Raw genomic sequence first — 21,855 nt, 5'->3', positions numbered from 1 at the left:
AAACACAATGATGGTATTTTTACTATTTTTGTCTTGAATTTTTAAAAACAAAACATTTTGAATATAACGATTGTAGGAACAGGTTATGTAGGGTTGGTTACGGGCACCACTCTCGCAGAACTTGGCAATTCAGTATACTGTGTTGATATTGATGAAAAAAAAGTAGAAGGGATGAAAAACGGCATTGTTCCCATTTATGAGCCGAACCTTGAAGAAATGTTTTTAAGGAACATTCAGGCTGAAAGGTTATTTTTCACCACTGATTTAAAAGAGGCCTTAGATAAAAGTGAAGTCGTTTACCTGGCTCTTCCCACTCCTCCGGGAGAAGACGGATCTGCCGATCTTTCTTACGTGTTACAGGTAGCCAATAATATTGGAGAGATGATGACAGAATATAAGGTCATCGTTAATAAAAGTACGGTTCCCGTAGGAACTGCTGATAAAGTAAAAGAAGTGATCTCTTCTAAAACGGCTATTCCTTTTGATGTAGTTTCAAATCCTGAATTCCTAAGAGAAGGTTTTGCGGTAGAAGATTCTATGAATCCCGCAAGAGTGGTTGTGGGATCTAGCTCCGAGAAAGCAAAGGAAATTATGGCTAAAATTTACCAGCCATTCACCAATACCGGTATTCCGATTATCTTTATGGATGAAAAGTCCTCAGAACTTACCAAATATGCTGCAAATTCATTTCTGGCTGTGAAAATTACCTTCATGAATGAAATTGCCAACTATTGCGAAAAAGTAGGTGCGGATGTAGATAAAGTGAGATTAGGAATGGGAAGCGATGACAGGATCGGACACAGATTCTTATTCCCGGGAATAGGATATGGGGGAAGCTGCTTCCCTAAAGACGTGAAAGCTTTGATAAAATCAGGAAAACAAGAGGATTTCAATTTTCAGATTTTAGAAGCGACGGAAAATGTAAATACTGCACAGAAAGTAATCCTGGTTTCTGATATTGAAAATTATTTCGGCGGAAACCTGGAAGGAAAAACAATTGCTTTATGGGGGCTAGCTTTTAAAGCTAATACAGATGATATCCGGGAAGCTTCTTCTCTGGACAATATAGATCTTTTATTGAAGAAGGGCGCAAAAATTGTTGCTTATGATGCAGTGGCAGAAAATAACGTTCAGAAAATTCTTGGAGATAAGATCCAATATGCAAAAAGCATGTATGAAGCTTTAGAGAATGCTGATGCATTATTTATCGCAACAGAATGGCCGGAGTTTAAGAATCCTAATTTCAAGCTTATGGGCGAAAAAATGAAAAACAAGGTTATTTTTGACGGAAGGAATATGTATCCACTGGAAATTCCTGAGCAAAATGGATTTTATTATAAAAGTATAGGCAGAAAAACAATCATAAAATAATAAGATGAAAAATATAATTATCACAGGTGGAGCAGGATTTATTGGTTCTCATGTTGTAAGGGAGTTTGTAAAAAACAATCCTGATACAACCATTATCAATCTCGATGCTCTTACCTATGCAGGAAATCTGGAAAACTTAAAAGATATTGAAAATGAGCCTAATTATGTTTTCGAAAAAGCAGATATTACAAAACCTGAAGAATTAAGAAAAATATTTGAAAAATATAATCCGGATGCGGTTATACATTTAGCAGCTGAAAGCCATGTAGACAGAAGCATCACGGATCCGATGGCATTCATCAATACCAATGTTCACGGAACGGCCAATCTCCTTAATCTTTGTAAAGAATTCTGGACATTAAATCCGGATCATACCCACGGCAGGTTTCCGGATGAAAAAAGAACCAATTTATTTTATCACGTTTCTACAGATGAAGTATATGGAAGTTTAGGAGAAACCGGTTTCTTCCTGGAAACAACTCCTTATGATCCGCAATCTCCATATTCAGCATCCAAAGCGGCTTCTGACCATTTGGTAAGAGCTTATGGAAATACCTATGGAATGCCATTTATTGTATCCAACTGTTCTAACAATTACGGCCCGAATCATTTCCCTGAAAAGCTGATCCCCCTTTGTATTTCCAATATCATCAACGAAAGACCTTTGCCAATTTACGGTGACGGAAAATATACGAGAGACTGGCTATTCGTGATTGATCATGCAAGGGCGATCCACCAGATCTTCAATGAAGCCAAAACAGGAGAAACCTACAACATTGGAGGCTTCAATGAGTGGCAGAATATTGATCTTGTTAAGGAGCTTATTAAGCAGATGGATGATAAATTAGGAAAAGCTGAGGGGTATTCTGAAAAGCTGATCACTTTTGTAAAAGACAGACCGGGACACGATAAGCGTTACGCTATCGATGCTTCCAAATTAAATAAAGATTTAGGTTGGAAACCATCTGTAACTTTTGAAGAAGGACTTTCCAAAACCATCGACTGGTATCTTGAGAATAAAGAATGGCTTGAGAATGTAACAAGCGGAGATTATCAGAAGTATTACGAAAATCAATATAATTAATAACACGACAAGATGAAAGGTATCATTTTAGCCGGAGGTTCAGGAACAAGGCTTTATCCGCTTACTATTGCTGTAAGCAAGCAATTAATGCCGGTTTATGATAAGCCCATGATTTATTACCCTCTTTCCACCTTGCTTCTGGCAGGGATCAAGGATATTTTAATCATCACTACCCCTTATGATCAGGCTGGCTTTATCAAGCTTTTGGGAGATGGTTCACAAATCGGTTGTAATATCGAATATGTAGTACAGCCTAGTCCTGACGGATTAGCACAGGCTTTTATATTGGGAGAGCAATTCATAGGCAACGATCCGGCAGCTTTAGTGTTGGGCGACAATATTTTCTACGGTTCTGAAATGGGAACCTTGTTGAAAAATAAAACTAACCCTGATGGTGGTGTAGTATTCGCTTATCACGTGGCAGATCCGGAAAGATATGGCGTTGTGGAATTTGATGATCACTTCAAAGCGGTCTCCATTGAAGAAAAGCCTTTACAACCTAAATCGAATTATGCTGTTCCAGGCCTTTACTTTTATGATAACGAAGTAGTGGAGATTGCCAAAAACATTCAGCCTTCTGCAAGAGGTGAACTGGAGATCACCGACGTTAACAATGTTTACCTGCAAAAGGGAAGACTGGAAGTAGGTGTTTTAGACAGAGGAACTGCCTGGTTGGACACCGGGACATTCGATTCGCTTCACGATGCCTCCGAATTTGTGAGCGTTATTGAAAAACGACAAGGATTCAAAATCGGATGTATTGAAGAAATTGCTTTCAGAAATAAATTCATTAATGAAGAAAAGCTTCTTGAAACTGCTGCCAAATATGGAAAAAGCGGATATGGGCAATATCTGAAGCAGCTTGTAAAGAAATAAGCATAAATATTTAAAATATCACAAACTATTGGCTTTATGGCCAATAGTTTTTTTGTTCATAATCACAAATATCAATATATTAGTTGTTGCTTTCGATTTATTTCGATGAATAATTCATAAATTGAGAAGTAATGATCGAATTAATTATTATAAATTTGCATAAAACATAACACTGATGAATGAACCACAACAAAAGTGGACAGAAACCATTGAGGCAAGTCACTCTTTGTTTGATTTACGATTAAATGAGGTCTGGAGATACAAAGACCTTATTTATATGTTTGTAAAAAGAGATTTTGTATCAAGTTTCAAACAAACTGTTCTGGGGCCGATTTGGTTTTTTATCAATCCTATCTTAACGACTATTGTTTATCTCATAGTTTTCGGGAAAATTGCCAATTTACCCACAGATGGTGCCCCTCAGCCATTATTTTATCTTGCCGGAGTAACACTTTGGAACTATTTTGCAAGTTCATTAACAGGCACCTCATATACTTTCGCCGGAAATGCCAATATCTTCGGAAAAGTATATTTCCCTAGACTCGTTACGCCTATTTCTGTGGTCATTTCCAATCTTATGCGTTTTTCCGTACAGTTATTATTGTTCATTCTTGGATGGGCCTACTATTTGACGAAAGGTGAAGTTCACCCTAACTGGTGGATTTTGGCCACTCCATTCCTGATCATTTTGATGGCACTTTTTGCATTGGGAGTAGGAATGATTTTTTCTGCTCTTACCACAAAATATAAAGACCTGAATATGCTTTTAGGCTTTGGGGTAAGCTTATATATGTATGCCACTCCGGTTATTTATCCGGTATCTTCACTTCCTGATCCTTTTAAAAAAATTGCTATGTACAATCCATTGACCGGTATTTTTGAATGTTTCAAATATGCCTGGATGGGTGTGGGGGAATTCTCTCCTTTAATGCTGGGAATCAGTTCAATGATAATTTTGGTTCTTTTAGCTGTGGGAATTGTTATTTTCAACAAGGTTGAGAAAACTTTTATGGATACTGTATAAAGTAATTAACTCTAAAAAATCAAAAACATGCTGGCCTTAAAAGCAGAAAATATATCAAAGCAATACCGTTTGGGAGAAGTGGGAACCGGAACACTTTCTCATGACCTGAACAGGTTTTGGCACAAAATAAGAGGAAAAGAAGATCCCTATCTGAAAATTGGTGAAGCTAATGACAGAACTACAAAAGGGGATTCAGAATATGTATGGTCTCTTCGTGATGTTAATTTTGAAATCCAACAAGGGGATGCGGTAGGTATCATTGGACGAAACGGAGCCGGAAAATCCACGCTTTTAAAACTTCTGAGTAAGGTGACCAAACCTACTACCGGAAAAATATATACCCAAGGCCGAATTGCTTCTTTATTGGAAGTAGGAACCGGCTTTCATCCTGAAATGACAGGCCGTGAAAATGTGTTTCTTAACGGGGCTATCTTAGGAATGACCCGGAAAGAAATTAAGCGCAAATTTGATGAGATCGTTGATTTTTCCGGAGTGGAAAGATATATTGACACTCCTGTAAAACGATATTCCTCAGGAATGTATGTACGTCTTGCTTTCGCTGTTGCGGCTCATTTAGAATCTGAAATCCTGATCGTAGATGAAGTTTTAGCAGTGGGCGATGCGGAATTCCAGAAGAAATGCCTGGGAAAAATGGGTGATGTAACGAAAGGCGAAGGAAGAACGATCTTATTCGTAAGCCATAATATTACAGCAATTAAAGAGCTTTGTAATACGGGCATCCTTTTAGAAAAAGGGCAATTGATCACTCAAGGAGAAGTTAACAGAACTATTATTGAATATCAAAAAAACAGTCAGATTAAAGTGTCTTATGATTATTCGGACAGTTCTGAGAAGATCGAAAATGATAAAATACAGGTAAAGACATTTACGGCAGAACCTATTGTTGGAGATATGATTACTATTAAATCCGGTGTACGGGTAACAGTTACTTTCATGTCAAAACTTGAACATGTAAATATTGATCTTTCTTTTTTTCTTAAGAACAGCCATGATTTAACGGTGATGAGTACCGGACTGATGGTATGTGAGAATAAAGATGCGGAGAAGGGAGATTATACCATCACGTTTGAAATCCCACCCTATACTATCAATGAAGATTCTTATTATTTTGATTTTTTCTGGGGTATTAACAGATCTGAAATCGCATTTAGAACCGAAACTTTCGGGTTTGAAGTTAGTGGTATGCAGAATCAATTTGGCGAAATTATAAAGTCACCGGGAATCTTGTTTCCACAAATCACACATAAAGTTGAAAAAGTCTAAACTCCGCAATTGGCTGATTGGTATTTAATTTATACTTTTAATTGAAAAAATTTTTATTAATAATTTATATTCATCAATGGATATTCCTCATATTATAGATTTTTCCAGGATAGGTTCCCAGGATTTAGGATACATCACAGTAGCAGAAGCTCAAAAAGACACCCCTTTTGATATAAAAAGAGTGTATTGGACTTACTATACTCCACAGGATGTAACCAGAGGAGGACATGCACACCGACAATTACAGCAGATTATATTTGCCGTTTCCGGAACTATAGAATTTAACACCCTAGACCTGAACGGCAACAAACAGACATTCATTTTAGATTCCCCTTCCAAGGGGTTATATATTCCCAGACTGATCTGGAGAGACATTAAGTTTAGCCATAGTGCTGTATTATTATGCCTGGCTTCAGAGCTTTATGACGAGAAAGATTACTTTAGAGACTTTGATGAATTTATAAATTACAACCAATGATTCATCCTTTAGCAGATGTACAATCACAAAATATAGGAGAAGGAACAAATGTATGGCAATTCTGTGTGATTCTCAAAGGAGCCACCATAGGGCGGGATTGCAATATCAATTGTCAGGTATTCATAGAAAACCAGGTGAATATCGGAGATAATGTCACGATAAAACCCGGTGTTCAAATATGGGATGGTGTAACCCTTGAAGATAATGTTTTCATCGGTCCGAATGTAACTTTTACCAATGATCTATTTCCCAAATCCAAAAACAAAGATTTCAAACTGGAAAAAACCTTGATAAAAAAAGGAGCTTCCATTGGTGCAAACGCTACCCTATTAGCCGGAATTATCATAGGTGAAAATGCACTGATAGGAGCAGGTAGTGTGGTCACCAAAAATATTCCCGACAATGAAATATGGATTGGGAATCCGGCAAAATTTTTAAAGAAAAACAATGATGATTAAATTCCTTGACTTACAAAAAATAAATCTAACGCACCAACAGGAAATTGAATCCGTCTTATTGGAGACCTTCCGTTCCGGATGGTACTTGTTGGGTGAAAAAATCAAAACTTTTGAGGCAGAGCTCTCCCGATATTGCGATGTCCCTCATGCTATTGGCGTAGCCAATGGTTTGGATGCATTAAGGTTAATTTTCAGAGCTTATATAGAACTGGGAATGATGGAAGAAGGTGATGAAATTCTAGTTCCAGCCAACACCTATATTGCTTCTATTCTTGCCATTACTGATAATAAACTGGTTCCTGTATTAGTTGAACCGGATATTGACACCTACAATATTGACATCACTAAAATTGAAGAAAAGATAACGCCAAAAACCAAAGCTGTTCTGTTAGTTCATTTATACGGAAATATTGTATTTTCAGAAGAAATAAATCAGCTTGCTGAACAATATGATTTAAAAATAATAGAAGATAATGCGCAGGCAATTGGTGCTGTATGGAATCATAAAAAATCAGGAAGCCTGGGAGATGCTGCAGGATTTAGCTTTTATCCGGGGAAAAACCTTGGAGCTTTAGGGGATGCCGGTGCAGTTACCTGTAAAGATCAGGGATTGGCAGATTGTATAAGAACGCTGGCGAATTATGGTTCACAAAAAAAATATGTTAATAAATATCAGGGCTATAATTCCAGATTGGATGAGATTCAGGCAGCCGTGCTGTCTGTAAAGCTGAAATACCTGGATGCCGAGAATCTAAGACGAAAAGAAATTGCTCAACGTTATTTAAATGAAATTGTTAATCCTAAAATTATACTTCCCCGTCACAAAATAGAGGAAAATAGCCACGTCTATCATCTTTTTGTAATCAGGACAGTATACAGAGATGATCTTCAAAAACATTTGGAAGAAAATGGCATTCAAACGCTGATTCATTATCCGATCCCACCTCATCATCAGGAAGCATATGCTGATTTAAAAGATCTTCAGTTACCTATTACAGAAAAAATCCATAAAGAAGTTATGAGTTTGCCTATCTCTCCTGTAATGACAATTGAGGAAGTTTCAAAGGTTATACAAATTATAAATTCTTTCTAACGATGCTTCTCAATATCATATTTTCTTATAACCGGGCCGTTCAGCTAGATTACTTATTACAGTCTATTATGAAATGTTTCAAAATAGACTCAAAGGTTGTAATCATTTATCATACAAGTGGTGAACATCAAAAAGGATATGATCTCCTGAAGAAAAAATATCCCGATATCGCTTTTGTTGAAAGAAAAAATGTTCTTTTTGACATATCCTATATTAAGGCAATCCATTCTAAAAAGAACTGGAAATTTTTTAAAGAAAAAAACTTGTTCAATAAAAATGGAGATAATTTTAAAGGACTGCTTCAAAAAGTCATCCGTAACAGCAACTGTGAATTTTTGATGTTCAATACTGATGATGGTGTTTTCTTTGACGACGTGGTAATTCCCGAAGAAGTCTTCAATACCATCAGAAATAATCCCGAAAATGCATCCTATAGATTATATGTAGGAGAAAACCTGGAAGGACAACCCGCTTATCTTGAGAAAAAAAACGGCTACTATCAATGGGATTATTATACAGATACTACCATACATCACTGGTCATACCCTTTTTCTGTAGACGGAACGATTTATCACTCCAAAGGACTCCTAAAACATTTAGAAAAAATGGTTTTCCATAATCCCGTAACTCTTGAAGAGAATGGATTTCAGTATATTAGGCAAAATAAACTTTTCCGTATTGGAATGAGCCCAATACAATCGAAGTTGGTTGCCACAAAGCTTAACCGGGTTTCAGTGGACTCATTAAATCCCACTATTCACATAAAACCGGATTTTTTGAATGAAAAATTCCTTGAAGGATATACTTTGGAATTGGTAATCCCGGAAAATATCGATAATGCCAATATAGTTCCTTCAGAAATTTACCTTGTCAAGGGAGATCGGAAAGAACTTATTTATTCCTTGGATGAACAGGGAGAAAAAGTACAAAGCTTATTGGGAATTGAAGGTGCAAAAGAACAATTAGAATAATCATTATATTTTGGAAACAAAAGATCTAGTCAGTATAATAGTCAGCAGCTATAATCAGGAAAAATATATTAAGGAATGTTTGGACAGCATCAAAGCACAAACCTATTCCAACATTCAACTGATTGTTGCTGATGATGCTTCAAAAGATGGTTCTGTACAAGCTTTTGAAAACTGGCTTCAGGGCAATAATTACCCTGCGTCCACAAATTTCCATCAAAAAAATACAGGCCTTGCTACAATGTTAAATGAATGTGTCGGGCTTGTAAAAGGAAAATATGTAAAAGTAATTGCCGCTGACGACTTTTTACATCCGGAAGCTATAGAAAAATGTGTTTCCCGATTAGAGGAGCTGGGCGACGAATATGGAATGGTATACACCGACACCTATGCCATTAACGATCATTCAGACATTATTGAAGATATTGCAGACTATGATGCTTTAGGGAATATTGACAAAGATGTTTTCAGAAAAGAATTGATAAAAAGTAATAGAATTGCAGCTTTAACCGTTTTGATGAGGAAAGAAGCTCTTTTAAAAACCGGTGAATATAAATCTGATTTTCTAATCGAAGATTATTACAGATGGCTAAAGATCAGTGCGTCCTATTATATTGCCTATATCCCTGAAAAACTAGCTTATTACAGAATCCACGATTCCAACCTTTCCTCTGCAAGAAAACAAAGAATTGAGATTGAAAACCTCATTCTTCAAATGCTTTTTGACAAAGAAGGTGAAGTAAAAAATAAGATTAACAGTCTGACCCAGAAGTTTTATTTAAACAAAAGTGAGCTTCCATCAGAATATATTGATGCTTATAAGCAATATCCATACAATATGAAAAGACTTAATTTTGCGTTACAAAACAAAATTCCGGTTTTCATCTATACATTTTTAAACAAAATCATTTAGAAATGAAGCCGAAGATTTCAATTATTGTCCCTTGCTATAAACAGGCTGTTTATCTTGATGAATGCCTGCAATCTGTTCTTGAGCAAACCCATCAGGATTGGGAATGCATTGTTGTAAGTGACGGCTCTCCGGACAATACTGAAGAAGTTGTCCGAAAATGGATGGAAAAAGACTCCCGCTTCCAATACCTTTATAAGGAAAACGGAGGATTATCTTCAGCAAGAAATGCAGGAATAGAAATTGCCAAAGGAGAGTGGATATTACCTTTGGATGCAGATGATAAAATTGGCGCTCAATATGTAGAGCTGGCTGAAAAAGAATTTAATAAGGGATATACTATTATTTATTGTGAAGCTCAAAAATTTGATGCAGAAAATGAAAAATGGATACTTCCGGAATATAGCAGACAGGTACTTGCTGTAAAAAACGTTATTTTCTGTACCGCGTTTTTCAGAAAAAAAGACTGGGAAAAAGTGAATGGCTATGATACCCGCTTAATTTACGGCTGGGAAGACTGGGATTTCTGGATATCCCTGATTAAGAATGGCGGTAAAGTCCACAAAATTAATCAAATCTGCTTCTATTACAGAGTCAAAAAAAATTCTATGATCAAGGAAATGTCATCAGACAATGGTGATAAGAAAAAACTAACTCATAATATCATTTATAAAAAGCATATTGAGTTTTTCACAAAAGAACTGGGGACATTTGAAACCTTGTTTGAAAACAATCAAAAACTCACCGCCGAAAATAATCACTTAAAAAAGATTTTAAACAGCAAAAGATATCTTTTAGTAAACAAAATTTTTAATTTCCTGAAACGATGAAAGTATCTGTAGCTTTATGTACCTATAATGGAGAGCAATATCTATCCGACCAGTTAGATTCAATTATGAATCAGACTGTATTGCCGGATGAGATTATTATTTGTGATGACAGGTCAACTGATACAACGATTGAAATTCTCAATGCGTATCAGTCCAAATTTCCGGAAATTTTTAAAATTTTTGTCAATGAAAACAATTTAGGGTTCGTAAAGAATTTCGAAAAGGCAATCTATCTTTGTTCCCATGAAGTGATTATTATTAGTGATCAGGATGATATCTGGGAACAAGATAAAGTATCGAAAACTGTTCATTTCTTTGAAAACAATGCCGGATTTGATGGTGTTTTTCATGATTTAAAACTCATGGACGAAGAAACAACTCTGCCTTCTTACCTGAACTGGAAGAACATTTCACATGAAACCATTAAAAAGGAAATCAGGGAGGGAGAGCTTTTTACAGCTTTGGTTGTTAAAGGCAGCTTTATTTTAGGCTGTTGTTTAGCCATAAGAAAAGAAGCACTGAAAAAGTATGAATTAAAAGACTTTCAGGTGGCCCATGATTATTTCATTGTTCAGAAACTGAGCATGAAAAATACATTGGGCTTTATTCCTCAATCATTATCATCGTACAGGCTTCATTCTAATCAGGTGTACGGTTTAAGATATAAATCAGAGGATACGAGTGAACAAACAGAAGCTTCAGAAAGCAGACAATATTTTAAAAACCATGTTTACAGCTATTTAATTGCTTTGAAAAGAGCTGAAGAGCTCTTCCCGAACGAAAATATAAAGAGAACGGATTTATATTCAAAGTTCATTTCCCACCGGAACATTTATCTGAACAAAATGAGCTTTGCGGAGAAAAAGATTTATATTGCAAAATGTATCCGTCACAAGTATCTTGATTTGCAGCCGGCAGATCTATTTAAGATTTAAAAGTATGGAAGTAAGCATCTGTATCACAACATACAAGCACGAAAAGTATATTGAAGAATGCCTGAACAGTATTTTTGCTCAGGAATTCAGCGGCCGTTATGAGATTATCATTTGTAATGATAATTCACCGGATAATACGGAAGCTATTATCCGGCAAATGATGGCTGCCCATCCTAAAGGTGACCGCATCAAATATTTCAAAAATGTTCCCAATTTAGGATATGTAAAAAATACATTATTCTCTTTCTCAAAGGCTAGCGGAAAATATATTGCAATTCTGGACGGAGATGATTTTTGGATAGATCCTTTAAAACTCCAAAAACAATTTGACTTTTTGGAATCACATCCTGATTTTTCAGCAGTAGGATCGGACTCCAGAGTTATTTATGAAGATACCCCGACCCCCAGCCATGGTTTTTCCAACCACCTGGGAAGGGAGCTGACCCAAAATGATCTTACGGATACGAAAATATGCCAGACTTCATCCTTTTTCTTTAGAAAAGACATCTTAAAAGATGATTTCCCAACAGATATTATATCTGCAGACCGATGCCTTTATCTTTTAGCCGGTTGTTATGGTAAGATAAAAGTACTTCCCGATCAAACCAGCGCATACCGACAATTCAGCGCAAGCATTTCCAAAAATGTAAGCTACGATGTCATGAAAAAGGATTTTTCCATTATCCCTTTTATTAAAAAGTATGGCCAACAATATAAAACAGCTAATCTTAAAATGTATTTTTACTATACATTGATGTCTTACCCTACCGTTATCTCCAGATTAAACTTTTTCAAGGCAGGCACGGGATATTTTTTCTATAACGTTTTGTCTAAATTTTCAGTAAATCCGCTAAAATTATATTCTGTATTGAAATGGACTCAATATACCATCAAACAGAAATATGAAATTAAAAAACAAAAGCATAGTTTTGTCTAAAATATAAACAAGACTTTAATATGATTATAGGAAATGGGCTTATTGCCAATTCATTAAAAAATATTGATTCGGAAAACATGTTGTTTTTCGCTTCCGGAGTTTCTAATTCACTTGAAACCAGAAGTTCAGAATTTGAAAGGGAATTTTCTCTTTTAAGAAATACCCTTGAAAATAATGACGGAAAACTCGTGTATTTCTCAACACTGAGTATCCATGACCAGTCTAAACAAAACAGCCATTACGTTTTGCATAAACTGAACATTGAGAATTATATCAAAAACAATTGTACGGAATATTTGATACTGAGAATCGGAAATATTGTTGGCAACGGAGGAAATCCGAATACCCTGTTTAACTTTCTTAAAACTCAGATATCCAATGACAACCAATTTGTAATCCATCAGAAAGCCAGAAGGCTCTTATTGGATATTGATGATATTTCCAGGTTCATTGATTCAAATTGTACCCATTTGACCAATGAAACTATTAATCTGGCATATCCGTACTATTATGATCTGAAAGAAATCGTTGGAGCAATCCAGAAGAAGATTAATAGGCAGGCTCATTACAATGAAATTAATGAAGGGGATTTCTATAAGGTAGCTTTTGATGATACCATTGCTCAATTCTTTTCAGGGATAAGTCCAAATGATTATCTTCATAATTTAGCCCAAAAATATATATAACCTATGCCGAAAATTTCTTGTATTATCGTTACTTACAACGCTATGAAATGGGCAGAAAGATGTTTTAACAGCTTGAGACAGTCTACCGTTCAGATACATGGCATTGTGATTGATAATGGTTCCACAGACGGCACACAAGACTATATAAAAACTCATTTTCCCGAAGTAGATTTCATTCAGTCCGAAGAGAATTTAGGCTTCGGCAAAGCCAATAATATCGGTATTGAAAAAGCTTATAAAAACAATTCCGATTTTTTTTATCTGATGAACCAGGATGCCTGGCTTTATCCGGATAGTATAGAAACCCTACTGAACGTGTATGAAAAATATCCGGTTCAGGAAGAAATTGGGATACTAAGCCCGATGCACATCAACGGAACGGAGAAGCAGCTCGATATTTTCCTTGATAAATACATTGCCATCAATTTTGAAAAAACGAGATTGATTTCAGATTTGTATTTTCAGGATCTAAAGCCATTTTATGAAGTACAATTCATTAACGCAGCCCATTGGCTCATCCCAAAACATACCATAGAAATGGTAGGAGGCTTTAATCCTTACTTCTTCCATTACGGAGAAGATGTTGAGTATGCTAACCGCGTACACTTTCATCGAAAGAAAATAATTTTGGTTCCGGGCAGCAGGGTTGTTCATGACGGCAAACAATTCTTGAACAAGGTAGATTATAACAAATATGAAGACCTAAGTGTGGAAACCAATATTTTAAATCCTAATCTTCCGAATGCTTTTCAGAACGAGAAAAAAGCGCTCAGGCAAAGTATCCTCAAAAATACATTGACCGGAAATTTTGAAAACTCCAAAAGGCTGTCGAAAAAATACAAAAAGATCACCGGAGAGGAGAAAAAACTACTCGAAATTCAAAATCAGGTAAAGCAAACCGGTCCCACCTTTTTGAAAGTATAAATTTATTCCCGTATTTTTATAAAATAACTTAAAACACAAATAGAATGTCTATTATAAACAGACTTAGAAATAAAATTAAACTATACTCCCATTCAGGAACTGCTTATCACTGTCCTTTCTGTGACTATAATTCCAAAGATCTTGAAGTTGTAGGTCATGATCTGCCCGTATTAAGGGAAAAACATGTGATCGGTGGCGGAAGAAGAGCTGCAGGATGCTATCAATGCCACTCAAGAGACCGGGAAAGACTTTTATATGCTTTTATTGTGGAAGAATTACAACTGCCTAAAGAAAGCAGCATCCTACATATTGCTCCCGAGCCTAAATTATCACAGGTTCTGTTAAAAAAGAACTTCAAAGAATATATCTGTGGAGATCTTTTTACCAAAGGTTATGAATATCCGGACTACGTTCAAAATATGAATGTTCTAAACCTTCCTTATGAAGACAATCATTTTGATCTGTTGATATGCAATCACGTATTAGAACATATTCCGGAAGACACCAAAGCGATGGGAGAAATATTCAGGGTTTTGAAACCGAGCGGTAAAGCAATCCTTCAGGTTCCTATTTCCGCCAACAATCAGGTTACGCATGAAGATTTCACGATCTCTGACCGTAAAAAAAGAGAAGAGCTTTTTGGACAATTTGATCATGTGAGAATTTACGGACAGGATTATGTCAGCCGTTTAGAAAGTGTAGGCTTTATCGTACACAGAATTAATATTTCAGAAAAATATAAAAATTTCGGAGTGAATCCCGAAGAAGACCTTTTCTTCTGTGAAAAGCCGGGTAATCATCATTAAAAAGTCAGTATTATGTGCGGAATAGCTGGTATTATTACCAATAATGCAGAAAATTATCAGGAGGAAATACGGAAGATGACCGATGCCCTTGCGCATCGTGGTCCGGATTCTTCACATCATGAATTCTATGAAAATGCTGCTTTAGGCCATCGCAGACTCTCCATTATAGATCTTTCGGAAAATGGAAAACAGCCTATGTTTTCCGGTAATAAAAATGAATGTATTGTTCTGAATGGCGAGATTTATGGCTACCAAGCCCTTAAAAGCCAATATCCGGAATACCCTTATCGCGGAACTTCTGATACGGAAGTGATTCTTGCCATGTATCAGAGAAAACAGGAAAAACTGATTCATGAGCTTCCGGGAATGTTTGCTTTTGCCATTTGGGATGAAGAAAAAAAGCAATTGTTTTGCGCAAGAGACCGGTTTGGGGAAAAGCCGTTCTACTATGCTCTCGGCCCTAATAATGAATTTATTTTTGCGTCGGAAATCAAAGCGATTCTGGCTTCAGGCTTAATTCAGCCGAAGGTAAGTCAGGAAGCCCTCTCCCACTACCTGCAATATGGGTATGTAAGCACTTATCAAAGTATTTACAGCAATATTTTCACTTTACCCCCTGCTCACCAGCTCATCTTAAGAAACGGTAAACCGGAGGTTTCAAGATATTACAGTCTTCCTGTCAGAGACAGAAACATCAGTTTATCCGATGCAAAAGAAGAATTCACCTATCTGCTTAAAAATGCAGTAAAAAAACAGCTGATTGCGGATGTGGAAGTAGGAAGCTTTTTAAGCGGCGGGCTGGACTCCTCTTCTATTGTTGCCCTTGTAGATGAGTTTCTACCTCATCAAACCACCATCAGCTTTGGATATGACCATGAGGACAGCGAATTGAAATATGCCAAAGAAATTGCAGAAAAATACAAGACTCACCATATTGAGATCCATGAAAAAAAAGAAGATCTCGTAACTTCTTTACTAAAAGTCACGCCATTTTTAGACGAGCCGTTTGCAGACCGATCATGTATCCCTCATTATGAAATTTGTAAAAATGCCAGAAAAAGTCTAACTGTAGTACTTTCTGGTGATGTGGGTGATGAATTATTCGGTGGATACAGTTTTTATAACACTGAAAACCAATTAAGAAACCATTTCAGTTATAAAAATGCCGTTGCTAAGTTTGGCTTAAGACTTTATCAGAATATCAGGCAGACTTCTTATATTACCCAAAAGAATATAGAACACCCCGATATCCTGGATTTTCATCAAAATTCTGTAAGGAATTTCTTTACAGAGGAAGATAAAAAGCTATTGGGAATAACAGCACAATACCAGCAACCCTATAGCTTCACTCCTGATCCGGATTCCCTGAATGATATTATGAGGGTGGATCTAGAGAAATTCGTGCCGGGTAATATGATGGTGAAGTCAGACAGAATGGCAATGGCCAACTCTTTGGAAGTACGAACTCCGTTTTTAGATATCGATTTTGCAGAATTTTGCATTCAGTTGCCTGAACAATTAAAGCTCAATAACGAAAATGACAAGATCATTCTTCGTGAAGCGATGGGCTCTTATTGGACGGAAACCATCAGGAACCGGCATAAACAAGGTTTTGGAATGAGTGTTTCAAATTGGTTTGAAGAAGAGAGCCTGATCCGTCTTTCCGATGATCTATTGAAAAATCCGCATCATAAAGTTTTTGATTTCATTGATTTTAATGCTTCGCAAAAATTCCTGGATAAGGGCCAGAAACACTGGAATATATTACAGCTGGCTCTTTGGGCTGAAAATAACAGCAAATATTTATAACGATAGAACGAAAAGTAAATGAATGAAAGCAGAAAGCCATACAAAAATTTAGAATTACTTTATGAATTTAACCCTATCTGTTATTATTCCTGTTTATAATGCTTCTGAATTTCTGGAAAAAGCAGTGCATTCTGCTTTACAGTTTGAAGAAGTGAAGGAAGTGGTTTTAGTTGAAGATAAATCCACGGATAATTCTTTGGAAATCTGTCGCAAACTGGTTTCTGAAAATTCAAGAATTAAACTTTACCAGCATCCCGATAAAGAAAATCATGGAGCCGGTGCCACAAGAAATTTAGGATTGGAAAAAGCGCAGTGTGAATTCATAGCGTTTCTTGATTCTGATGATCACTATCTTCCCAACCGTTTCGACGGGGAAAGAACCATTTTTAATAATCCTAAGATAGAAGGGACATTTGGAGCTATCGGAGTAGAATATCTTTCAGAAAGAGGGAAAAAAGAATATCTGACCAAATTCAACAACTCAACACTTACAACTGTCAATTACCCGGCAGAAGGGGAAGAGGTTTTCAAAGGATTATTGGGTTTAACACCTAAGACGTTCGGCACATTCTTTCATTTGAATACTTTAACCGTCAAAAAGGAATCCATTATTAAAAACAGCTTACGTTTCAACGAAAGTCTTCGTGTACATCAGGACTCGGATTTCATCATTAAGCTGGCTTATCATTGCCATCTGAAATCGGGAATCATTGATCAAGCTATCGCAGTAAGAGGTGTACATGATAACAATAGAATTACTAAGATTAAGCCTTATTCAGCCAAATTTTATAAGAATAATCTTCTCTTACATGAATCGTTATATCAATGGAGCAAATCTTTACCCCTTGATTCATTATATTCAAAAAAAATAAAACTGACTTATCTCAGCTTTAAAATAGCCAACCAGGATATCCCGAAAAAATGGCTTTCCTTTTTAAAAATAAGCCTGTTATATCCTGAGTTTTTAAAAACAAGATATCGTTTCCACGCTCTAAATAAACACAGTTCGTAAAAATTAATCAAAAAAATTCTAACGAAAATCCTAAGGCCGATATTGATCCGAAAGATATAAAAAACATAAAACAATGAGAAAAAACACATCCCAATTCAATAGCACCATCAATATCCATGAAGCTTAATAACTTACAAATATTAAGGGGAATTTCAGCATTGCTGGTATGTTGCTTTCACTTTAGGGAATACCTTAACTTCCCTGATTTGAAATTAGGTGATATTTTATTCGAAAGAGGCAGTATAGGAGTTCCTGTTTTTTTTGTCATTAGTGGTTTTATCATGTATTTTACCTCCCAGAAAATGACGGAAGACCCGTGCAAAGATATCATCTCTTTCTTTAAAAAACGGATCATCAGAATTGTTCCGCTTTATTACCTGCTTACTTTCGCCTGGATTGTTCTTGGGGGAAGTGTGATGTATTATTTCAAAGAGGAAGGTCTTTCAAGACTCATACATTCTTTATTATTTCTGCCAGAGAAAGGTGTTTTCCCGGTAGTTTACCTGGGATGGTCCCTGAATTATGAAATGTTTTTCTACCTGGTATTTGGCCTTTTTATATTCTTTAAGAACAAGAGGTATTTTTTGGTTATCACATTTTTTATGGCAACCTATTGTCTCGGATTAGTGTTTAAGCCTGAAAATGCTTACTTACAAATGGTAACGAGTAATTTAAACTTATATTTTGTGGTAGGAATTATATTCGGCCTTGCATTAAATAAAATACCTCTTATACCTAAAAACATTGCTCTCATCATTTCCAGTGTGGGAATATTAGCTTTTATTCTTATGCTTTTTAATGTGATTCATGTTAATAATCTATTTTTGATTCTGATAATTGTATCTTTATTTGTATTTTCATTTTTACTTTTTGATTATAATTTTCATTTTAATGGTAATAGGTTTTTAGTTTTTTTAGGAGATATCTCTTATTCATTATATCTTTCTCATCCTTTTGTAGGGATCTTATTCAAAAAATTAAAATTTGAAACCTCTGGGAATATCTTTTACTTTGTATTGCTTATTGTGGTTGTTATACTCGTAGCTGCTATTCTTTATTATTTTGTGGAAAGAAAAGTGACCGATTTCTTACGGACGAAACTAAACCCTATTTGATGTTATGAAAATTTCTGTAATAATTCCCGTGTATAATGCTGAAAAATATGTCTCTCAGGCTGTAGAATCTGCTCTTCAGTTTGAAGAAGTGCACGAAGTCATTTTAGTAGAGGACAAATCTCCGGATAATGCTCTGCAGGTCTGTGAAGAGCTTGCATCGAAGTATGACCGTGTACAATTGTACCAGCATCCTGATAAAGGAAACCATGGAGCCGGGCCTACGAGAAACCTGGGAATCGAGATGTCCACAGGAGATTTTATTGCATTTCTGGATGCCGATGATTATTATCTTCCCAACAGATTTGATGCTGAGAAAGAACTCTTCAAAAACCCCAAAGTGGAGGGTGTTTACGGGGCTCTTGGTGTTCATTACTATTCAGAAAAAGCGAAAGAACAGTATTACAAACTGTTTCAGGATCGTCTGACGACTGTTTACAAAATCCATGATCCCAAAAATGTATTTCCGGGGCAGATGAATATGCTGGGAAGCTTCGGTTTATTCAGTATTGATGCTTTAACGATAAGGAAAGAATCTTTACTGCGTAAGGTTAAGCCTTTGTTTAAAACAAGCCTGAGGCTGCATCAGGATACTGAGTTTTTATTCCGTTTATCGTATTACCTTGATCTTTACCCAGGTATTTTGGATAAAGCCGTTGCGGTAAGGGGAGTACATGAAGACAATCGAATTACTAAAGTAGATTCTAAGAAAATAAAACCTTCCACGACGAGAGTTTTACTTTGGAAAGAGGTGAAAGACTGGTCAGAAACAGAAAATACAATTCCTGCGGATATAAAGCTTCATATTAAAAGAATGCACCGCAGCTTTGAGATTGCCGATGCTCCCTTACTTAAAAAATGGGGAATGATTCTGAAATATCTCGTTACAGACTATCCGAGTATCCGCTCCGGTCTTTATAATATTAATTTCAGGAATTATTTATTCTGCTGAAATTTTCTTTCCCATTAAATATTTCTTTTCAAAAAAGTTATTGTACGTATGCACGATAAAAAAACCGTTTTTGTTGTAAAAATGGTTCGCATCATTATTACTTTCAACTTCGAGTTCGTAGTATTCTGTATTTTTCAGTTCTTTTTCAAATGCCTGTAAAAGCTTCTTCCCTATTCCTTTATTTTTCATGCTTTTATCTGTAGCAATATATACCAGCTGTGTCTTACAATCCGAAGAATACTGCTTCGTGAAATATTTGGCAAAGATCAGCAAGAGATATTTAGGATTAAAAATCAGCGTGATGAATGTGTTCCAGATGAAATACCCCTTCTTCCGGTCAATAAACGTATCATAAAGCTTTTCTACATCATAAGTTCCGAAAACGAATCCCAAAAGCTGAGAACCTTCCATTTCTCCCAATAAAATATAATCGTTCTGCTTCAGCTGAAATTCGTAGAATGTTTCGATGAACTTCAAAGGATAGGCAGACAAAAAACTGGGCAGATTGGTTTTCTGGATTTTTGCGATTTGTGGAATATGGCTTTGGTTCAGTTTTATGATCATTATTTTAAAACTTTATAGATAATCTTTGGCCCCATAAAATTGGCAAGAGAAAGAGGAAGCTTTTTCCACATGTCAATCAGGAAATTAACCAATTTTCCGTCTTCATCATTTTTATGGGTGGTCTTATTAAAATAGTAGTAATAAAGCTGAACAGGTTCTGCTCCCCACGAAAGCTTATAGATAGCCGTTCCCTGATCATTGCGGCTTCTTCCTAAATCAAAAAACTGAATATTTTTACGGATTGCGAACCGGATAATATTCCAATAAAGGGCATTGTTCAGAGAATGTTTATTATACTCCTTCAATGTAGCGGCGTAAGGATGGTGTATAGCATGATCATCATAAATGAGACAGGCTACGGAAACAGGTTCTTTATTGAGATACATAATCATAAACTCCGCATTGTATCCCGATTCTTTTGTGAATCCTTCTACGATATTCTTATAAAAATCTTTGCTGTGCGTAGGGGTTCCCAAATCTCTCCAGGCCGTTGAAATCACTTTATAAAAGTCATCCAATAGTTCTGTTTTACCGGTTTTCACTGTATAATCCAGCTTTTCTGCCTTTCTTACCTGATTTCTTGTTTTTGATTTTACTTTGTTGTTCCATACAAAATCTTCTCCCTGGCTCAGGTCCAAAAGATATGTGAAGTAATCTTGAACAAGAACGTGATCAAAATCGTTAGAAACTTCTATCTTGCTTCTGGTTTTGATCAAAATAGGCTTGTCAATGGTTCCAAAATCATTCTTGGATAATGGTTTTCCGAAATCAAACGAGCCTCCATCCGTGATGTACGGTGAATTAGAGTATAAAGAGCCATTCCCATACAGATTGACTGTATTTCCCTGAACATTCATTGTTTTAATATCCAGACGGTAGGTTTTAGAAACAATGTTTTTCCAATCTTCTTTTTCAGCAAACTTAAACCAATGTTTCATAGTTTTTAAATTTTTCGTTAAAGCATAGTTTATATTCCTGCGTTCTGAATTCTGATCTCAGAAAACTCAAAAACCTCTCATCCAATCCATTATAATCTTTATCCAATTCTACAATTCCCGGATGAAGCATGATTTCTATGTTATCATCTTTGCTGTTTTCAAGATATTTAAAAAGATTCTCTTCATTAATCTCACAGGTATTCAGAATGCTGTAAAACTTAATTTTCTTTTTATTGTTATTGAAAAGACTTAAAAATTTCAATAATAACAATTTGATGATATTGGCCGCACTGGCGGTTCGCAAATTAAACTTAGCACTGGTAAAAAGATTCTCATTGATTTCTCTGATTCTTCCTATTGAATGTTTTTGAGCTAGCTTAACCACAATTTTATTAATGGAGGGGATAACATGTACATGTTCATGCCCGTCAATATGACCTAAGGGTATATTATTTTTTTTGGCTTCCAATAATTGGCTTTCAATTTCTTTTTCCAGGGAGTCTAAAACCATTCTGGTTTTTCTCATGAACAAAAGTCTGATAAAATTGGATTGCAATCTGCCATTTTTTGCCAAAACATTTCCCTGATACAACGATTTTCCACAGGTAAGGTTTACATGAAGCCCAATCTTAAGATCGGGGCAAGCTGGTATTATCTCCTTTATGGCATGTTCAAAGAAATCTGTATTGCACATTAAGCTTGCATGGGACAAATATCCTTCCAAATGAGACTTTTTTATGGCTTCATTAATTCCTAACGTAAATCCCAGGTCATCTGCATTTACAATTATCCTTTTTTTCATGA

23 protein-coding genes are annotated in these 21,855 nt (G+C 35.8%); 20 read left to right on the top strand and 3 right to left on the bottom strand.

What is annotated here, in order from left to right:
- Positions 1 to 57 precede the first annotated feature (57 nt).
- The 20 genes from ACGHIN_RS02050 (at position 58) to ACGHIN_RS01955 (ending at position 19,549) form a co-directional block, all read left to right on the top strand.
- Complete coding sequence (locus tag ACGHIN_RS02050; protein ID WP_390450363.1) at positions 58 to 1,371, top strand: UDP-glucose dehydrogenase family protein; 1,314 nt, start codon at positions 58 to 60, stop codon at positions 1,369 to 1,371.
- Between the two features lie 4 nt (positions 1,372 to 1,375).
- Positions 1,376 to 2,455 (top strand): dTDP-glucose 4,6-dehydratase, encoded by a 1,080-nt coding sequence (gene rfbB / locus ACGHIN_RS02045; RefSeq protein ID WP_390450361.1) that lies wholly within the window; start codon positions 1,376 to 1,378, stop codon positions 2,453 to 2,455.
- Positions 2,456 to 2,467: 12 nt separating this feature from the next.
- Entirely contained in the window at positions 2,468 to 3,331 is an 864-nt protein-coding gene (gene rfbA / locus ACGHIN_RS02040; RefSeq protein ID WP_390450359.1) for a glucose-1-phosphate thymidylyltransferase RfbA, read from the top strand.
- 175 nt (positions 3,332 to 3,506) lie between these two features.
- Entirely contained in the window at positions 3,507 to 4,355 is an 849-nt protein-coding gene (locus ACGHIN_RS02035; protein ID WP_390450357.1) for an ABC transporter permease, read from the top strand.
- Positions 4,356 to 4,382: 27 nt separating this feature from the next.
- Complete coding sequence (locus tag ACGHIN_RS02030) at positions 4,383 to 5,639, top strand: ABC transporter ATP-binding protein (protein ID WP_390450355.1); 1,257 nt, start codon at positions 4,383 to 4,385, stop codon at positions 5,637 to 5,639.
- Between the two features lie 76 nt (positions 5,640 to 5,715).
- Positions 5,716 to 6,117: a sugar 3,4-ketoisomerase gene (locus ACGHIN_RS02025; RefSeq protein WP_390450353.1), complete on the top strand. Its 402-nt coding sequence runs from the start codon at positions 5,716 to 5,718 to the stop codon at positions 6,115 to 6,117.
- Positions 6,114 to 6,575, top strand: coding sequence for an acyltransferase (locus ACGHIN_RS02020; protein WP_390450351.1), 462 nt, complete (start codon positions 6,114 to 6,116; stop codon positions 6,573 to 6,575). Before ACGHIN_RS02025 ends, ACGHIN_RS02020 begins: the two co-directional genes overlap by 4 nt.
- The gene (locus tag ACGHIN_RS02015) at positions 6,568 to 7,668 is read left to right on the top strand and encodes a DegT/DnrJ/EryC1/StrS family aminotransferase (protein ID WP_390450453.1); all 1,101 of its coding nucleotides are present in this window, start codon (positions 6,568 to 6,570) and stop codon (positions 7,666 to 7,668) included. The genes ACGHIN_RS02020 and ACGHIN_RS02015 overlap by 8 nt, the downstream gene beginning before the upstream one ends.
- A 68-nt stretch (positions 7,669 to 7,736) precedes the next feature.
- Positions 7,737 to 8,639, top strand: a complete 903-nt coding sequence (locus ACGHIN_RS02010) for a hypothetical protein (RefSeq protein WP_390450350.1) — start codon at positions 7,737 to 7,739, stop codon at positions 8,637 to 8,639.
- 10 nt (positions 8,640 to 8,649) lie between these two features.
- Positions 8,650 to 9,549, top strand: a complete 900-nt coding sequence (locus ACGHIN_RS02005) for a glycosyltransferase family 2 protein (protein WP_390450348.1) — start codon at positions 8,650 to 8,652, stop codon at positions 9,547 to 9,549.
- A 2-nt stretch (positions 9,550 to 9,551) separates the two neighbouring features.
- Positions 9,552 to 10,376: a glycosyltransferase family 2 protein gene (locus tag ACGHIN_RS02000; protein WP_390450346.1), complete on the top strand. Its 825-nt coding sequence runs from the start codon at positions 9,552 to 9,554 to the stop codon at positions 10,374 to 10,376.
- Positions 10,373 to 11,311: a glycosyltransferase gene (locus ACGHIN_RS01995; protein WP_390450344.1), complete on the top strand. Its 939-nt coding sequence runs from the start codon at positions 10,373 to 10,375 to the stop codon at positions 11,309 to 11,311. Before ACGHIN_RS02000 ends, ACGHIN_RS01995 begins: the two co-directional genes overlap by 4 nt.
- Before the next feature lie 4 nt (positions 11,312 to 11,315).
- Positions 11,316 to 12,248 carry a glycosyltransferase family 2 protein gene (locus ACGHIN_RS01990; protein ID WP_390450342.1) on the top strand — a complete coding sequence of 311 codons (933 nt, stop codon included), beginning with the start codon at positions 11,316 to 11,318 and terminating at the stop codon, positions 12,246 to 12,248.
- Positions 12,249 to 12,268: 20 nt separating this feature from the next.
- Positions 12,269 to 12,934 carry an NAD-dependent epimerase/dehydratase family protein gene (locus ACGHIN_RS01985; RefSeq protein ID WP_390450340.1) on the top strand — a complete coding sequence of 222 codons (666 nt, stop codon included), beginning with the start codon at positions 12,269 to 12,271 and terminating at the stop codon, positions 12,932 to 12,934.
- Positions 12,935 to 12,937: 3 nt separating this feature from the next.
- On the top strand, positions 12,938 to 13,858 hold the full coding sequence (locus ACGHIN_RS01980; RefSeq protein WP_390450339.1) for a glycosyltransferase family 2 protein: 921 nt from the start codon (positions 12,938 to 12,940) through the stop codon (positions 13,856 to 13,858).
- A gap of 44 nt (positions 13,859 to 13,902) precedes the next feature.
- The gene (locus ACGHIN_RS01975; protein WP_390450338.1) at positions 13,903 to 14,664 is read left to right on the top strand and encodes a class I SAM-dependent methyltransferase; all 762 of its coding nucleotides are present in this window, start codon (positions 13,903 to 13,905) and stop codon (positions 14,662 to 14,664) included.
- Positions 14,665 to 14,676: 12 nt separating this feature from the next.
- Positions 14,677 to 16,473 (top strand): asparagine synthase (glutamine-hydrolyzing), encoded by a 1,797-nt coding sequence (gene asnB / locus ACGHIN_RS01970; RefSeq protein ID WP_390450337.1) that lies wholly within the window; start codon positions 14,677 to 14,679, stop codon positions 16,471 to 16,473.
- Between the two features lie 61 nt (positions 16,474 to 16,534).
- Positions 16,535 to 17,485, top strand: coding sequence for a glycosyltransferase family 2 protein (locus ACGHIN_RS01965; protein WP_390450336.1), 951 nt, complete (start codon positions 16,535 to 16,537; stop codon positions 17,483 to 17,485).
- 116 nt (positions 17,486 to 17,601) lie between these two features.
- Positions 17,602 to 18,600, top strand: a complete 999-nt coding sequence (locus tag ACGHIN_RS01960; RefSeq protein WP_390450335.1) for an acyltransferase family protein — start codon at positions 17,602 to 17,604, stop codon at positions 18,598 to 18,600.
- A 4-nt stretch (positions 18,601 to 18,604) separates the two neighbouring features.
- The gene (locus ACGHIN_RS01955) at positions 18,605 to 19,549 is read left to right on the top strand and encodes a glycosyltransferase family 2 protein (RefSeq protein ID WP_390450334.1); all 945 of its coding nucleotides are present in this window, start codon (positions 18,605 to 18,607) and stop codon (positions 19,547 to 19,549) included.
- On the opposite strand, the gene ACGHIN_RS01950 is transcribed toward ACGHIN_RS01955, so the two are convergent.
- The 3 genes from ACGHIN_RS01950 to ACGHIN_RS01940 are packed head-to-tail and all read right to left on the bottom strand — an operon-like array spanning position 19,538 to position 21,853.
- A complete protein-coding gene (locus ACGHIN_RS01950) occupies positions 19,538 to 20,113 on the bottom strand; it encodes a GNAT family N-acetyltransferase (RefSeq protein ID WP_390450333.1) in 576 nt (191 codons plus the stop codon). The genes ACGHIN_RS01955 and ACGHIN_RS01950 overlap by 12 nt on opposite strands.
- Positions 20,113 to 21,051 carry a GNAT family N-acetyltransferase gene (locus ACGHIN_RS01945; protein WP_390450332.1) on the bottom strand — a complete coding sequence of 313 codons (939 nt, stop codon included), beginning with the start codon at positions 21,049 to 21,051 and terminating at the stop codon, positions 20,113 to 20,115. Before ACGHIN_RS01945 ends, ACGHIN_RS01950 begins: the two co-directional genes overlap by 1 nt.
- On the bottom strand, positions 21,035 to 21,853 hold the full coding sequence (locus ACGHIN_RS01940; RefSeq protein WP_390450331.1) for a carbohydrate deacetylase: 819 nt from the start codon (positions 21,851 to 21,853) through the stop codon (positions 21,035 to 21,037). Before ACGHIN_RS01940 ends, ACGHIN_RS01945 begins: the two co-directional genes overlap by 17 nt.
- Positions 21,854 to 21,855 lie beyond the last annotated feature (2 nt).

The organism is Chryseobacterium barbadense (assembly GCF_042849955.1).
Lineage (GTDB): Bacteria > Bacteroidota > Bacteroidia > Flavobacteriales > Weeksellaceae > Chryseobacterium.
This window is presented reverse-complemented; position numbering and strand designations above follow the sequence as displayed.